Source organism: Chishuiella changwenlii, assembly GCF_900142565.1.
In the GTDB taxonomy this organism is placed as follows: Bacteria; Bacteroidota; Bacteroidia; order Flavobacteriales; family Weeksellaceae; genus Empedobacter; species Empedobacter changwenlii.
On sequence record NZ_FRBH01000012.1, the window covers coordinates 97,866 to 113,112 of the forward strand.

A 15,247-nucleotide genomic window follows, 5' to 3' on the forward strand; every position below is an offset into this window, starting at 1 on the left:
TATAAAGTTATCTTGTTATTATTTCAAATCAAAACGATCAGCATTCATTACTTTAGCCCAAGCAGCAACAAAATCATTTACGAATTTTTCTTGCGCATCAGCACTTCCGTAAACTTCTGCAATTGCACGTAATTCTGAATTAGAACCGAAAACTAAATCTGCACGAGTACCCGTCCATTTTGGTTGTCCTGTTTTTCTATCAGAACCTAAATAAATTTCTTTACGTTCGTCCATTGCTTTCCATACTGTGTTCATATCAAGTAGATTTATAAAGAAATCATTTGATAATTGACCTGGTCTATCTGTAAATATACCATGTTTAGAACCATCATAATTTGTATTTAATGCACGCATACCTCCTACTAAAACAGTTAATTCTGGTGCTGTAAGTTTTAATAATTGAGCTTTATCAATTAATAACTCTTCTGTAGAAACTGCTGGATTTTTAGATTTACGGTAATTACGGAAACCATCTCCTTGTGTTTCTAAATACGCTACAGATTCTATTTCTGTTTGTTCTTGAGAAGCATCCATACGTCCAGGAGAGAATGGTACTAAAATAGAATGACCAGCATCTAATGCAGCTTTTTCTATTGCAGCAACACCACCTAATACGATTAAATCTGCTAAGGAAACTGTTTTTCCTGTTGAATTAAATTCTTTTTGTACTCCTTCTAAAGCTGTTAAAACTTTATTTAATTGTACTGGATTATTTACTTCCCAATTCTTCATTGGCTCTAAACGGATTCTTGCTCCATTTGCTCCTCCTCTCATATCAGAACCTCTAAATGTAGAAGCTGAAGCCCAAGCTGTAGAAACTAATTCAGAAATAGATAAACCTAAGTTTAATAATTTAGATTTTAACGTAACAATATCTGAATCGTTAATTAATTCGTGATTAACTGCTGGAATTGGATCTTGCCAAATAAATTCTTCTTGTGGAACATCTGGACCTAAATAACGGTCTAATGGTCCCATATCTCTATGTGTTAACTTGTACCAAGCTTTAGCAAAAGCATCTGCAAATTCATCCGGGTTTTCGTAAAATCTACGAGAAATTTTTTCATATGCTGGATCAAATCTTAAAGATAAATCTGTCGTTAACATTCTTGGTTTTTGTTTTTGCGACATATCATCTGCTAAAGGAACATCATCTGGAGCATCTATTGCTTCCCATTGATGAGCTCCTGCAGGACTCTTCGTTAATTTCCATTCGTATTTAAATAGATTTTCAAAGAAAAGATTTGTCCATTCTGTTGGTCTTTGCGTCCATGTTACCTCTAATCCAGAAGTAATTGTATCACCTCCTTTTCCAGATTTAAAAGAACTTGCCCATCCTAAACCTTGTTCTTCTAAACCAGCAGCTTCTGGTTCTTTTCCTACAAGATCTGCATCACCTGCTCCGTGTGTTTTACCAAATGTGTGCCCACCTGCAATAAGTGCAACAGTTTCTTCATCATTCATTGCCATACGATCAAAAGTATCACGAATGTCATGAGCAGCCAAAAGTGGATCTGGATTAGCGTCTGGTCCTTCTGGATTAACATAAATTAATCCCATTTGTACTGCTGCCAATGGATTTTCTAAATCTCTATCTCCTGAATAACGGCTATTCTCTCCACCGCTTTCTTGTAACCATACTTTTTCTGATCCCCAATACACATCCATATCTGGTTCCCAAACATCAGGACGCCCACCAGCAAATCCTATTGCTTTGAATCCCATAGATTCTAATGCCATGTTTCCTGTTAAGATTAGTAAATCTGCCCAAGATATTTTTTTTCCATATTTCTGTTTAATCGGCCATAAAAGACGACGTGCTTTGTCTAAACTTACATTATCTGGCCAAGAGTTTAAGGGTGCAAAACGTTGTTGTCCTGCTCCTGCTCCACCTCTACCATCTTGTACACGATAAGTTCCTGCACTGTGCCAAGCCATACGAATAAATAAAGGTCCATAATGACCAAAATCTGCTGGCCACCAATCTTGCGAATCTGTCATTAATGCTTTTAAGTCATTTTTTACAGCTTCTAAATCAAGCGATTCAAATTCTTTCGCATAATCAAAATCTTTTCCCATAGGATCTGATAGTGATGAGTGTTGACGTAACATATCAACTTTTAAATGATTAGGCCACCAATCGCGGTTTGTAGTTCCTTCTCCCGCAACTGGAGAATTCATTGTTCCGTTATGAAATGGACATTTTGAAATATCCCCTCCTAAATTTTCCATAGTATTTTAAATTTTTCGTTTGTTTTATGTTGTAAATATCATAAATATACTAAATCATACTAGGAAAATGAAATTGAATCATTCTATTTAACTATAAATTATTATTATGTTATGAATCATTTAATATAACTATTATTTATAATTTATCTAAATAAATTCTACATTACATTATTTAAATGAATATCCTACACCTATACCCATTTTCCAAGCACCATCTTGAGTTGAAGTTTTCGTATTGTAATAAAATGGAATTTGTAAAGCTATTTTTTTATAAACAAATGTTAGTCCTCCTCCTAAATTTGGTGTTACTACACTATTCTTAGTTCCTGGAGATTTATCTTCTTTAATTCGAAGAGATGGTAACATCCCTACACTCATTTTAAAATCCTTGTGTTTATAACTAACACTTGGTCCTGTAAAATTTATAAAACCTCCGTTATCTACATAACCTGCAACTACAGCTCCTTCAAATAAAGAAACTTTTATTTTAGACTGAGATTCTTGAGAAAAACCTATTATTGACAAAAGAAGTGTAATTAGGCAAAGATTTTTTTTCATTATTGTTATTTACCACCAAAACTACATTTAGAAATGATTAAAAATGACAATATGTAATAAAGTCTATAAATTCTGTAATGAAATTAAAAACATTTGCGATTTTAATTTCATTACAGAATTAATCTTTTTCTACTCCAGAAGATATCGTATTAAATTTTGAGCTGTTTTTCTCTACTTCCTTCTTAAACTCTTCTCTCGATACAATTTTAAATTTGTTTGAAATTTCTATTTTTCCTGAATATGGTTTTACATCAATTGCAGTAAATGAAACATTAGTATCCATATCTGCTACAAAAGGTAATTTAAAGTTTACTTTTAAAATAAGTCCTGGTAAACCCGAAAAGCGAGATGGTCCGTCACGAAAAGGTAATTCTGTTGTGTACCAAGCTTCTACCATTTGATTATTATTGCTGTATGTTGCCTTCTTCACTTTATAACCTAAAACACTAGCTTCATCTTTTGTTAAAACCCATGTAAAATGCTGTAAAGAATCTTTAACCAATAGTTTAGATTTCATTGTATTTTCTTCATACAATACGTTCATGTTAAAATCTTTATAGATATTAGCACTTACATTTGTAGATAAACCTAATGTTGCTCCTTTAGAATTTTGGTCATTGTTAATTCTTTCTATTTCTAAGAATTGCGATTGTTTTGTATTGGCAAGCAATTCATAATAATACCTCTTATTTTCAGAATTTTGCAATATTTCAGCATATTTTATTCCAAGTTTATCTTTTGCTTGTTTGTCAAACTCTTGCTTCATTTCATACTCTACTCTAATTGCTTCTTGTGAAAACGAGAAAATAGGTAGAAGAACGATTAAATATTTTATCATATTAGTTTTTGTTTCTACAAATATAGAAATAAAATTAACTTTACCTAATCTTTATTGTTTTATCTATTTTTTAATTATTTAAAAATTAATAGGATTATTTCATATCTATATTTAACCCTTTCTTAATAATTAATATCATATTTACTTAGGATTTATAGTAGTAAATTAGCGGTGAGAGCTAAAAAAATACGATCGATTCTCAATTAAAAAGAAATAATGTCTTAATAAATTTTATTTATAGTTTAATCTAAAATAGAAATGAAAAATCTATTGAGAAATTGAGAAATCCGTCTAAATTTGTGTCAGAAAATAAGGTAGAAAATATCTGTATTTTTATTCAATTAAGTAAGTAAAAACAAAATATAAAAATTAAATTATGTCATTAGTAGGAAAAAAAGCGCCTTTGTTTACAGCTCCAGCAGTAATTGATGGAGATGAAATCGTAGAAAACTTTTCTTTACCAATTGGAGAGAAAAACATCGTATTATTCTTTTACCCAAAAGATTTTACATTTGTTTGTCCAACAGAATTACACGCATTCCAAGCTAAATTAGCTGAATTTGAAAAAAGAGATGCTGTTGTAATCGCTGCTTCATGTGATTCTGAAGAATCTCACTTAGCTTGGTTAAATACTTCTAAAGATAACGGAGGTATCGAAGGTGTAACTTACCCAGTAGTAGCTGATTTAGCAAAAACAATTGCTATGGATTACGGTGTATTAGCTGGTGAGTACGTTTACAACGAACAAAAAGATTCTATTACATTCGAAGGAGCTCCTGTAGCATACAGAGGAACTTTTATCATCGATAAAAATGGAGTTGTTCGTCACGAAACAATCAACGATTTACCATTAGGTCGTAACATCGATGAGTATGTTCGTTTATTAGATGCAATTTTACACGTAGAAAAATACGGTGAAGTTTGTCCAGCTAACTGGGAAGAAGGTAAAGAAGCAATGAACGCTACAAAAGATGGTGTTGCTGCTTACTTATCAGCTAACTAATAAAAAATGATTGGTTATCTTTTTTAAGATTCCAAAATTCACATAAAGGCTGTCTAATAAAATTGACACAAGGATTTTAATGAATTCATTTTCAACAAAAATCACTAAGTTCAAAACCTTAGACAGCCTTTTTTATAACCAATTTTTAATAAAAAAATATAAAATGTTTGCAGAATTAGAACAAGATAATTTAGCACAAGTTGTTGCTGATAATAATATTGTTATTGTACAATACGGAGCTGGATGGTGTGGTAATTGCCGTTTAGTAAAACCAAAATTTAAAAAATTAGCGGCTGAATACGAAGGTCAAGCAGAATTTTTATATGTTGATGCTGAGAAATTAGTAGAATCAAGAAAATTAGCTGATGTTCCAAATTTACCAACTTTCGCAGTTTTTAAAGGAGGAGAAAATGTAGGACAAGTAACTGCATCTAAAATTGATGCTGTAAAAGAATTAATAAATGAAGCTGCCGGTATTTAAGAATTTAGCAAAAAATGTTTCTATTGAAGCAATGGAAACTACATTAGAAGTTTTAGAAGTTTATGCTGATTCTCCTGCTGTGAAAGAACCAGAACAGGAAATAATTGGTGAAATGATTTCTAACATTTGTGGAGCAATTGAAATGAAACAAATGATGGAAGATGAAGGTATGGACGAACGTACTGCTGCTAATACTTTTATGCAACGTGTAATGGGATCTATTGATAAATAATCTCATTTAAAATATAAAATTAAACCTCAATAGTTTTTCACTTCTATTGAGGTTTTTTTATTGATTTTATTGTATAATATATTGATTAAAAAGTAGAAAGCTACTTGTTTCAGCGGGAAAAAATAGGTTACTATATAAATGATGATTCGACAGACTCAGAATCACATATCAATTAATCATAAAAAAGCTGTTTAAACAAACGTAAAAACAGCTTTATAAATTATTTATAATTGATTATATATTTCTCAATTTACTCTTTCTATATCCATAAGCAAAATAGATAACTAATCCGATTGCTAACCAAATTAGAAATATTAACCAGTTTTTTAGACCTAATTGTGCCATCATATAAAAACAACATAACATTCCTGCTAATGGAATAATAGATGTTCTTTTAAAATAACAACGAATGACCATTGAGATATAAATTAACAAGAAAATATACATTGGAATTTTATGTTTAAAAACATCCCAACCTTTCTCTGTTTTTTTGTCTTCGTAAACTGGTAACTTTTGTAATGTACTTTCGTATTGTTCTGAGCTTAAACTTTTCAAGTAATCATCTAAATACTCTACTTCATTTCCAGTAATATTATTTAAAGTTGTGTAAGAATCTTTTAATTCTTTTGATGTTAACGACCCTACAAATTTCTCTACAGGAGTTGGTTGTGGTTTATTTGTAAAGAAATCTGCCATATCTGCCTTAAATGTTGTCGCACAAACAGCAATAACAAAAAAGGTTACAATTGGCATTACAAACTTCGCATCTATAAATGGTGTTTTAAAGTTTCCTCTTTTAGCATTAGGATCAGCATCCATTCTTAGAACAGCAGCACAAACTAACACAAAAGCAAACAATGTTCCGATAGAACAAGCATCAACCACTAATTCTAAATCTGTAAAAAGAATTGGAATACCTACTACAAAACCAGTAAAAATAGTTGCAAAAGATGGTGTTTTAAATTTAGGATGTAACTTAGAAAATTTCTTAGGTAATAATCCATCTCTAGACATTGTCATCCAAATACGAGGTTGCCCAATCTGAAAAACAATAAATACACTCGCCATTGCAATAACTGCTGAAAAAGCAATAATTCCTGCAAGCCATTTTAAATCTTGTATTTTATCAAAAACATATGCAAGTGGATCACCAACATTTAATTCAGAATAATGCACCATCCCTGTAATTACCATTGCAATTAACACATATAAAATGGTACAAATTATAATAGATGCAAAAATACCTCTTGGTAAATCTCTCTTAGGATCTTTACACTCTTCTGCCGTTGTACTTATGGCATCAAAACCAATATAGGCATAAAAAACAGATGAAACTCCTGCTAAAACACCTCCTATTCCATTCGGTGCAAATGGGTTCCAATTATCAGGATTAACATAAAAAGCTCCTACAATTATTACTAGAAATACAACGGCCAATTTTAAAACTACCATTGCATTACTTGCTTTCCTAGATTCGTTTATACCACGATAAACAAGCGCAGTAATTAGAAATGTAATTAATAAAGCTGGTATATCTACAACTAAATTAAATCCTACAAATGGAGCATCTTTATATGCTAAATACTTCGGGATTTCTTGTGCATAAGGAGAATTTGCAATTCCTTCTAATGTTTTTCCTTTCGCTAATTCGTTTGTCACAAATTCAAAACCATTTTTCGCTGTAAAATAGTCCATCGTCATCCATTCTGGTAAATGTATTCCTAGACCAGAGAGCAAGGTGGTAAAATAATCACTCCAAGAAATGGCGAGGACAATATTACCAATGGCATATTCCATAATTAATGCCCAACCAATTACCCAAGCAAATAATTCTCCAAAAGCAACATAACTATAGGTATAAGCACTACCAGAAACTGGTACTAGCGAAGCAAATTCGGCATAAGCAAATGCGGTAAACCCACATGCTATGGCTGTAAAAATAAATAAGAAAATTACAGCTGGACCACCTTCAAAACTAGCGCGACCAATTGTACTAAAGATTCCTGCACCTACGATAGCTGCGATTCCAAAACCTGTTAAATCCCGAACCCCTAAGGTTCTTTTCATTGTAGCAGAATTCTTATGTGATTCGGCTAAAATTGATTCTACGGTTTTTTTTCTGAATAATTGTGACATAATTGATTTAAAAAACGGACAAATATAAAAAAGTCAACATCAAAACAGTGTTTATTTTGCATAAATATTGATTTTTTATACAAATTTTCTTTTTTATTTTGTTAGGTTAGATTAAATTTAAATTTAAATCAAAAATTCACATGAAACAATTTTTATTTGCAATTAGCTTAACTGCTACGCTAATTAGTTGTACTTCTACTCAACCAATTTCGCAAGCAAAGTATGAAAAAGAGCTTACGAAATATTCAGAAAAAATTTCTGAAGCTGAGCTTAAAAAGAACCTTTACATTATTGCTGGTCCAGAAATGGAAGGTAGAAATGCAGCTTCGGCAGGTGAAATAAAAGCTGGTAATTATATTTCTAATTATTATAAAGAATTAGGAATTAATGGTCCAAATAATAATTATTTTCAATTAATCCCAGAAGGAACATTTCCTCGTGTTAAAGGAGAAATGCGCAATGTAATGGGATTTATACAAGGTTCTGAAAAACCTGAAGAAATTTTAGTTGTTTCTGCTCATTATGATCATGAGGGAATAAAAAACGGAAAATTATACGCTGGTGCTGACGACGATGGATCTGGTACTGTTGGTGTAATGGAAGTTGCTCGAATTTTTAGAGAAGCTGAGAAAAAAGGAATTAGACCAAAACGCTCTATTTTGTTTTTACATGTTTCTGGAGAAGAAAAAGGATTATTAGGTTCTAAATATTATTCTGATCACCCAATTTTTCCTTTAGCAAATACTATTGCTGATATTAATATTGATATGATTGGACGAATTGATTACGAACATAATAAAGAAACAAAAGACTTTCTTTATGTAATTGGTTCTAATATGTTATCTACTGATTTATATAATGCTGTAAAAAAGGCAAACCAAGATTTAGGAATTAATTTAGATTACCGTTATGATGATCCAAACGATCCGAATCGTTTTTATTATCGTTCTGATCATTATAATTTTGCAAAGCATAATGTTCCATCTGTTTTCTTTTTTAATGGTGTTCACGATGATTATCATCAACCAGGAGATACACCAGATAAAATTGAATATGATTTATTAAAACGTCGTACACAATTAACTTTTAATACAGCTTGGATTTTAGCAAATGCTGAAAATAGACCAGTTGTAGATAAAGCAACGAAATAATGATGGTATATCATCAAATTAAAAAATCTCCATAATGGAGATTTTTTAATTTGATGATTATTTAGATTTTTTAATTTCCTCTTTTAAAGGTTTTGTTACTTCTGTAACACTTTTTACTTCTTCTGCTTCTTTCAGAGATTTTGTAGGACTTGTATTTCCTCTATGACACATTGTACATGTTACAACATTTATCGTTTCAGGATTTTTAGCATTATTCCAATTAAAGTTTTTTGCATTTATTTCACGTGTCATTAAAATCATGTGACGTGCATATTCCTTTTCTTTTTTAGCATCACTTGCAAAATCCATTTTTTTAGTTTCTGCATTATTTGCATGACAGTAATTACATTTTACTCCAAGAGCATCATTGTAACCTCTCATTAATCCTTTCAAACTATCTTCTGAAATATTTTGTGGTAAAACTTTTAAGTTTTTCCATTGTGGATCTGAAATTTTATTTCCTTTGTCGATAGTTCTACTCGTAGTAAAAGAAAATATCACTAACATTAATGCAATTACACTTAAGGGAGCTAAGATTTTTTTTGTTTTCATTTTTGTGTCTCTTTAATACTCACAAATTAAAAACAATAATCCATCCTAAAATATAGCTTTAAAAAATTTGGATTAAGTTTAAATAAACTTAAAAACGCCAAACTAACAAGCGAGAAACTTTGTTTCCTTGTTGCATATCTACAATACGATAATCTCTTGTATTTTCTTTCTTCAAGATACCTTCTAAAATTCGAACATTTTCTTTTTTAGAGACTAAAGTAGAAAACCATTTTACTTGATGTTTATAAGCTACACTTTCTTTTATCATTTTAGTAATAAATAAGCGCTCTCCTCCTCTACACCATAATTCTGAATTATTTCCACCAAAATTCTGAATAGGTTTTTGATCCGATGTACCTCCAAGATTTTTAATCTTACGCATCGTTTGCTCCATTACTTCTTGATTCGATTTAAAGAATGGTGGATTACAAATTGTCATATCAAATTTTTCTCCTTGTTTAATAATATTCTTGAAAATATTATTAGGATTAAATTGCATTCTGATGTCAACTTTATTACGTAATCTAGAATTTTTCTTTACAATTTCTTCTGCATTTTTATGTGATTCGTAATCTAATTCCGCACCAACAAAATTCCAATCGTATTCATAATTTCCAATAATTGGATAAATACAATTTGCACCAACACCTATATCTAAAATCTTAACATCTTTTCCTCTTGGTATAACACCATCAAAACTTTCTGCTAAAATATCTGCGGCATAATGTATATAATCTGCACGACCAGGAATTGGAGGACATAAATTATCTTTAGGTAATTCCCAATAATCTATATCGTAATATGTTTTTAATAGAGCCTTATTTAATGCTTTTACAGCTTCTCTATCAGAAAATGTAATAGTAGGTTCGTTTTCTTTATTTGGTTTAATATATTTAGAAAGTGGCTGATAAACTGCACACAATTTTTCGAAATTATAAGGAGCTAAATGACGATTACGAGAATGTAATTTTTTTAATTTACTCTTCTTTTCAGGAGTACTCATACAAAGATATTTATGCAAAAGTAAGACAACCTTTGCATTTTATTGTAATTATTATGCTGGTTTTACATGTTTGTCTTTTTCATGTAATCTATTTATAATTATCTTTGCACAATGGAAAGTCAAAAAAATAATCCTCTTCACGGAAAACGTTTAGATGATATTATAGAAGAATTGGTAATCTATTATGGAGGATGGGAAGGTCTTGGAAATCAAATAAATATTAGATGTTTTATTGATAATCCAAGTTTAAAATCTTCTTTAAAGTTTTTAAGAAAAACCGATTGGGCAAGAAAAAAAGTAGAAGAATTATATATCAAAAAAATTGCAAAATAATGGGAGCAACAATTCTTGAAGAAAAGATTTTTATTGATGCTGAACTTTTAACAAATATTGAAGAAGAAAGTCAAGTAATTATTCATTGTCGTATGAATGCTGATGAATATGCTAATGCAGCGCGTATTTGGCCATCTACTTTTTTAATTGATAATACAACAGGAAAACGCTGTCAATTAGTTTTTGCTGACGGAATTACAATGTATCCTAATTGGACCTATATTGAAGAAAACTCTAGTTTAGATTTTACTTTAATTTTTAATGGTTTACCAAAAAGCTGTAAATCCTTTGATTTAGTTGAATTAATACCGCAAGCGGGTGGTTTCGAATACCGAAAAATTCCTCGAAATAAAACAGATGTTTATCATGTAGATTTTAGTTAAACAACTATATAATAAAAAAACCGATTCTTACGAATCGGTTTTGATTTATATTTTTGGTTCTTGTTGACTTAAACAATGAAAAGATCCCAATCCCCATATAATATCTGTAGAATCTATTCCAACAACTTTACGATCTGGAAATACTTTTTGAATAATTTCTAAAGCAATATCATCTTTTGCACAACGGTACGTTGGTACAATAATCGATTTATTTGCAATATAAAAATTTGCATAAGATGCTGGTAAACGTTCTCCCTCACAATAAACGCCATCTGGCATTGGTAATTCTATAATGTTTAATGAACGACCATCTGCTAATTTCATTTCTTGTAATTGACGAAGATTTACTTGTAATAACTCGTAATTATCATCTTCCTTGTTTTCTTCTACAACTGTTAATACTGTATTTTCGTTTACAAAGCGTATTGTATCATCAATGTGTCCGTCTGTATCGTCTCCAACAATTCCATCTTCAACCCAAAGAATTTGAGAAACACCATAATAATTTCTCAAAAAATCTTCTATTTGTTCTTGTGAATATTCTGGATTACGATTTTCATTTAATAAACAAGATTTTGATGTCATCAAAGTATCTTTTCCATTAAACTCAACAGATCCTCCTTCCATAATAATTCTCGGATAGAAAACTGGTAAATTAAATGCTTCAGCTATTTTTGTTGGAATAACATCATCATTCTCAAATGGTGGATATTTTCCTCCCCAAGCATTAAATCCCCAATCAACAACTACTTTCGGATTTTCTTTATTTTCTTTATTAATTAAAAAAGCTGGTCCATGATCTCTACACCAAGCATCATTTGTTTCGTGAAAAAAGAATTCAACTTGTGTTAAATCTGCATCTGTTTTCTCTATATGCGAGATTGCAAAAGCTTTCATTTCTTCATCTTTTACATTAATACGAACTTTTTCGCCTTTAGATAATTCGGCGATAAATTCTGCATATGCAGGATATATTAAATGTATACGATCTGGCCAAGAAGCCTCTTTATGTGGCCAAGATAACCATGTTGCTTCATGTTCTTCCCATTCTGCAGGAAATCTGTAACCTAAATCTTTTGGGTATTTTGATGTATCTATTGTTTTCAAAATCTAATTTTTATTTAAGAGTCTTATCGTATTTTCTAAATGTTGCGTTAATCTCCAATTATCATGTCCTGGAATTACCTTCTGAATAATAGGATGTTGAAGCATTAATTTATCTATTGTATTTGGCCAAGCATTTACATTAGCTTCGGCTACATTTCCTAAATCTACTGCTTCCGCACTTTTTATTAAACAACCTCCATTTAAAATTCTATACTTCGGAAACCAGACAACTGTATTATCTACTGTATGACCTTCACCAAAATATTCAATAACAAATTGCTCTCCTCCTATTTTATAAGTCTTACCCAACTTAATTTCTTTTGTAGAAGTTGCTTGATTATTACTTTTTAAAATAGCATTTGTTTGCTTTGTTGCATAAGTTGGTATTCCCAATTTATTGTAATACGCAAAACCGCCCGAACGATCTTCGTGAGAGTGCGAAGCAAATACTGCAATTACAGGTAAATTATGACGTTTTTTAATAGAATCTAATATGGGTTGATATTGCGTTTCATCCCAAGGTGTATCAAATAAAACAACTCCTTTCTTTGTAATTAAATACATTCCATTTGCTGAATATTTTGTCCCCTTAAACGTATTATATGTTGTATGAACATATAATTCTGGTGTTAATTCTTCTATTATTAATGGTTTTTCTTGTGCCAATAATAATGAACCTATTAAGAATGAACAACTTAAAAATAGTTTTTTAAAAATTGAATTAATCTTCATCAATGAAACGTTTCGTGATTGGTTGATAAGAATCAATTCGGCGATCTCTTAAAAATGGCCAATGTTTACGGAAAAAATCTGTTTCGTTTAAATCTAATTCAACTACTTCTGTTTCTTCATTTTCATGAGAAGCTAAATATAAAAGACGACCTTGTGCATTTGTTGCAAAAGAACCACCCCAGAATTTCATAGCTCCATCTTGCTCGAAACCACAACGGTTTACAGAAACTACAGGAACTCCATTAGCTACAGCATGCGAACGTTGAATTGTTTGCCATGCATTATATTGGTCTTTGTTTGTTTCCTCGTCTTGATCTGTTGCCCAACCAATTGCTGTTGGATAAAATAAAATATCAGCTCCCATTAATGCAGTTATACGAGAAGCTTCCGGATACCATTGATCCCAACAAATTAAAACTCCAATTTTTCCGAATTTAGTTTCAAAAACTTTGTAACCTAAATCTCCTGGTGTAAAATAGAATTTTTCGTAAAAAGCAGGATCATCTGGAATGTGCATTTTACGGTATTTTCCTAAATATGTTCCGTCAGCATCTAAAATTGCTGTTGTATTGTGATATAATCCTTGTGTACGTTTTTCGAATAATGAAGCAATAATTACAACACCTAATTCTTTTGCGACAACAGATAACGCATCTGTTGATGGACCAGGAATAGCTTCTGCTAAATCGAAGTTATCATAATCCTCTACGTCGCAAAAATATAATGATGTAAATAATTCTTGTAAGCATACAATTTGAGCACCTTTTGCAGCTGCAACTTTTACTTGCTCTATTGCTTTATTTAAATTTTCTTGTTTGTCTTTTGTACATGTCATTTGTACCAAACCAACTTTAACCTTTGCCATATTAACTTAATCGATGTATAAAATAAGTGATAATTATCGTACAAAAATACGGATTTTAGTAGGATAACTAATAAGGATAAAAGAATTTATATTTTTCTTAATTTAATTAACTTTTATTAACCTTCACAAAAAATAAAATATTAGTAATCAATACCATTTTAAGAAACCTTTGATAAAACTTTACATTAATTTTATTATTTTTAACAGCCTTTTATTAAAATGCAACCTCTATTTTTGTGCCGTAATAAATTATTTATATGAAAAAATTGATTGCACTTTCTTGCTTTTGCCTTGGAATATACAGTTCAGCTCAGAGCCAAGAAAGTTACATTTTAGCAGAAAACACTTCAAAAAATTCCATTTCCATTTCAACAAAAAAAATAACCTATGACGATCATCTAGAAGCAGCAAAGTCTTTTAGTATGCCCATAATAGAAAATTTCGACGAAATTGACGGAATGGTTATCTTAAAAAAACTAGTTGCTGTACCAGAGGAAGGAAATGGTTACACAATAGAAAAATTAACCCACAGTAAAGCATTTCTTAATCCGAAAGCAAAATCTGTTTTAGAGAAAATAGCTTCACAGTTTCTAGACGAAAATAATGTAACGATTGCAGTTACATCACTTACAAGGTCAGAAGAAAGTCAATCTAGTTTAAGAAAAGTTAATAGCAATGCAGCTAAAGGTGATAGTTCACATAATTATGGTGCTGCCTTCGATTTATCTTACACTAAATTCAACAACAAGTATACTTATAGTAAAAAGCATCGTGAAAATTTAGAAGCAATTTTAAAACAATTGCAAGAAGATGGTAAGATATATTACATTAAAGAATACCGTCAACATTGTTTTCATGTAACAGTTCGTAATCCAGAACAATTTAAATCGACAACAATGTAGTATTTTTTGAGTTTCTTTGTTATTTTTACAAAGAATAATTAATTAATATGAGGAATTTACTTGCCGTTTTATTTTGTATTTCATTTTTTTATGTTTCTGCTCAAAGCAGAATAATTATAGAACCTTCTAAAGAATACGTACAACATTTAGAGGCTGCAAAATCTCATAAATTAGAGCTCATAAAAGACAATAAACAATTAGATAAATATACCAATCAAGGAAAATTGGTTAGAATAGCACAGCGTGGTTATGGATGGCGAATAGCAGATTTGTCTCATAGTCACGCTTTTTTAATTCCTAAAGGAAAAGATGTCCTTCGTAACATTGCCAGAGATTTTGTAAAAACTACTGGACAAAACTTTTTTGTTGTTACTTCTTTAACAAGAACCTTACAGGATCAAAATAGATTAAGAGGAGTTAACAGCAATGCTTCTTCTAATGACAGTGCACACAACTTTGGTGCTTCTTTCGACATCTCATATATCCGATTTAATCATAATGTTAGAATTGATTCTAAACTTCAAAATCATTTAGAAAATATTTTAAAATCTTATGTAAGTACTGGTAAAATTTACTACGTAAAAGAGAGTAAAAGTAAATGTTTTCACATTATTGTGAGAAATTACTAAAACAATTCTTTTTTGTTAACAATTTCTTAAAACTAGAATCAAAAAATTAATATTGCATTTTAAATATTTAATTTATTATGCATAAATAGCATTAATTCAATTTATTAATA

General features: G+C 30.5%; 17 protein-coding genes. 8 read left to right on the plus strand and 9 right to left on the minus strand.

Annotated features, from left to right (window positions below; all coding sequences use genetic code 11):
• Positions 1 to 18: 18 nt before the first annotated feature.
• The 3 genes from katG to BUA86_RS14405 all read right to left on the minus strand — a co-directional run bounded on the left by katG (position 19) and on the right by BUA86_RS14405 (position 3,628).
• Positions 19 to 2,232 carry a catalase/peroxidase HPI gene (katG, locus tag BUA86_RS14395; RefSeq protein ID WP_072933832.1) on the minus strand — a complete coding sequence of 738 codons (2,214 nt, stop codon included), beginning with the start codon at positions 2,230 to 2,232 and terminating at the stop codon, positions 19 to 21.
• A gap of 168 nt (positions 2,233 to 2,400) precedes the next feature.
• Complete coding sequence (locus BUA86_RS14400; protein ID WP_072933834.1) at positions 2,401 to 2,790, minus strand: hypothetical protein; 390 nt, start codon at positions 2,788 to 2,790, stop codon at positions 2,401 to 2,403.
• A 118-nt stretch (positions 2,791 to 2,908) separates the two neighbouring features.
• Positions 2,909 to 3,628: a GLPGLI family protein gene (locus tag BUA86_RS14405; protein ID WP_072933836.1), complete on the minus strand. Its 720-nt coding sequence runs from the start codon at positions 3,626 to 3,628 to the stop codon at positions 2,909 to 2,911.
• A 376-nt stretch (positions 3,629 to 4,004) separates the two neighbouring features.
• Here BUA86_RS14405 and BUA86_RS14410 point away from each other — a divergent pair, with 376 nt between their 5' ends.
• From BUA86_RS14410 to BUA86_RS14420, 3 genes are all read left to right on the plus strand, one after another.
• Positions 4,005 to 4,631, plus strand: coding sequence for a peroxiredoxin (locus BUA86_RS14410; protein ID WP_072933838.1), 627 nt, complete (start codon positions 4,005 to 4,007; stop codon positions 4,629 to 4,631).
• A gap of 163 nt (positions 4,632 to 4,794) precedes the next feature.
• Positions 4,795 to 5,112, plus strand: coding sequence for a thioredoxin family protein (locus BUA86_RS14415; protein WP_072933840.1), 318 nt, complete (start codon positions 4,795 to 4,797; stop codon positions 5,110 to 5,112).
• Positions 5,093 to 5,344, plus strand: a complete 252-nt coding sequence (locus BUA86_RS14420; protein WP_072933842.1) for a DUF6952 family protein — start codon at positions 5,093 to 5,095, stop codon at positions 5,342 to 5,344. Before BUA86_RS14415 ends, BUA86_RS14420 begins: the two co-directional genes overlap by 20 nt.
• A 234-nt stretch (positions 5,345 to 5,578) precedes the next feature.
• On the opposite strand, the gene BUA86_RS14425 is transcribed toward BUA86_RS14420, so the two are convergent.
• Positions 5,579 to 7,480: an amino acid permease gene (locus BUA86_RS14425; protein WP_072933844.1), complete on the minus strand. Its 1,902-nt coding sequence runs from the start codon at positions 7,478 to 7,480 to the stop codon at positions 5,579 to 5,581.
• A 140-nt stretch (positions 7,481 to 7,620) separates the two neighbouring features.
• Here BUA86_RS14425 and BUA86_RS14430 point away from each other — a divergent pair, with 140 nt between their 5' ends.
• The gene (locus tag BUA86_RS14430; RefSeq protein ID WP_072933846.1) at positions 7,621 to 8,631 is read left to right on the plus strand and encodes a M20/M25/M40 family metallo-hydrolase; all 1,011 of its coding nucleotides are present in this window, start codon (positions 7,621 to 7,623) and stop codon (positions 8,629 to 8,631) included.
• Between the two features lie 57 nt (positions 8,632 to 8,688).
• Here the strand turns inward: BUA86_RS14430 and BUA86_RS14435 are convergent, their stop codons facing one another.
• Both BUA86_RS14435 and rlmF read right to left on the minus strand, forming a co-directional pair.
• The gene (locus tag BUA86_RS14435) at positions 8,689 to 9,183 is read right to left on the minus strand and encodes a c-type cytochrome (protein WP_072933848.1); all 495 of its coding nucleotides are present in this window, start codon (positions 9,181 to 9,183) and stop codon (positions 8,689 to 8,691) included.
• 88 nt (positions 9,184 to 9,271) lie between these two features.
• Positions 9,272 to 10,186, minus strand: coding sequence for a 23S rRNA (adenine(1618)-N(6))-methyltransferase RlmF (rlmF, locus tag BUA86_RS14440; protein WP_072933849.1), 915 nt, complete (start codon positions 10,184 to 10,186; stop codon positions 9,272 to 9,274).
• A gap of 111 nt (positions 10,187 to 10,297) precedes the next feature.
• On the opposite strand from rlmF, the gene BUA86_RS14445 reads away from it, so the two are divergent.
• On the plus strand, positions 10,298 to 10,519 hold the full coding sequence (locus BUA86_RS14445; RefSeq protein WP_072933851.1) for a VF530 family protein: 222 nt from the start codon (positions 10,298 to 10,300) through the stop codon (positions 10,517 to 10,519).
• Positions 10,519 to 10,902, plus strand: a complete 384-nt coding sequence (locus BUA86_RS14450) for a hypothetical protein (RefSeq protein ID WP_072933853.1) — start codon at positions 10,519 to 10,521, stop codon at positions 10,900 to 10,902. The genes BUA86_RS14445 and BUA86_RS14450 overlap by 1 nt, the downstream gene beginning before the upstream one ends.
• Positions 10,903 to 10,947: 45 nt before the next feature.
• Here BUA86_RS14450 and BUA86_RS16085 read toward each other — a convergent pair whose 3' ends face one another.
• From BUA86_RS16085 to BUA86_RS14465, 3 genes are read right to left on the minus strand one after another with little or no spacing between them, the layout of a single operon-like run.
• Complete coding sequence (locus tag BUA86_RS16085; protein ID WP_072933855.1) at positions 10,948 to 12,009, minus strand: agmatine deiminase family protein; 1,062 nt, start codon at positions 12,007 to 12,009, stop codon at positions 10,948 to 10,950.
• A 3-nt stretch (positions 12,010 to 12,012) separates the two neighbouring features.
• Entirely contained in the window at positions 12,013 to 12,741 is a 729-nt protein-coding gene (gene bla / locus BUA86_RS16090; protein ID WP_072933857.1) for a BlaB/IND/MUS family subclass B1 metallo-beta-lactamase, read from the minus strand.
• Positions 12,731 to 13,606 (minus strand): carbon-nitrogen hydrolase, encoded by an 876-nt coding sequence (locus BUA86_RS14465; protein ID WP_072933858.1) that lies wholly within the window; start codon positions 13,604 to 13,606, stop codon positions 12,731 to 12,733. Before BUA86_RS14465 ends, bla begins: the two co-directional genes overlap by 11 nt.
• Positions 13,607 to 13,863: 257 nt before the next feature.
• Here BUA86_RS14465 and BUA86_RS14470 point away from each other — a divergent pair, with 257 nt between their 5' ends.
• Together BUA86_RS14470 and BUA86_RS14475 are read left to right on the plus strand one after the other, a co-directional pair.
• On the plus strand, positions 13,864 to 14,508 hold the full coding sequence (locus BUA86_RS14470; protein ID WP_083580388.1) for a DUF5715 family protein: 645 nt from the start codon (positions 13,864 to 13,866) through the stop codon (positions 14,506 to 14,508).
• Positions 14,509 to 14,555: 47 nt separating this feature from the next.
• Positions 14,556 to 15,137: a DUF5715 family protein gene (locus tag BUA86_RS14475; protein WP_072933859.1), complete on the plus strand. Its 582-nt coding sequence runs from the start codon at positions 14,556 to 14,558 to the stop codon at positions 15,135 to 15,137.
• The last annotated feature ends 110 nt before the right edge of the window (positions 15,138 to 15,247 follow it).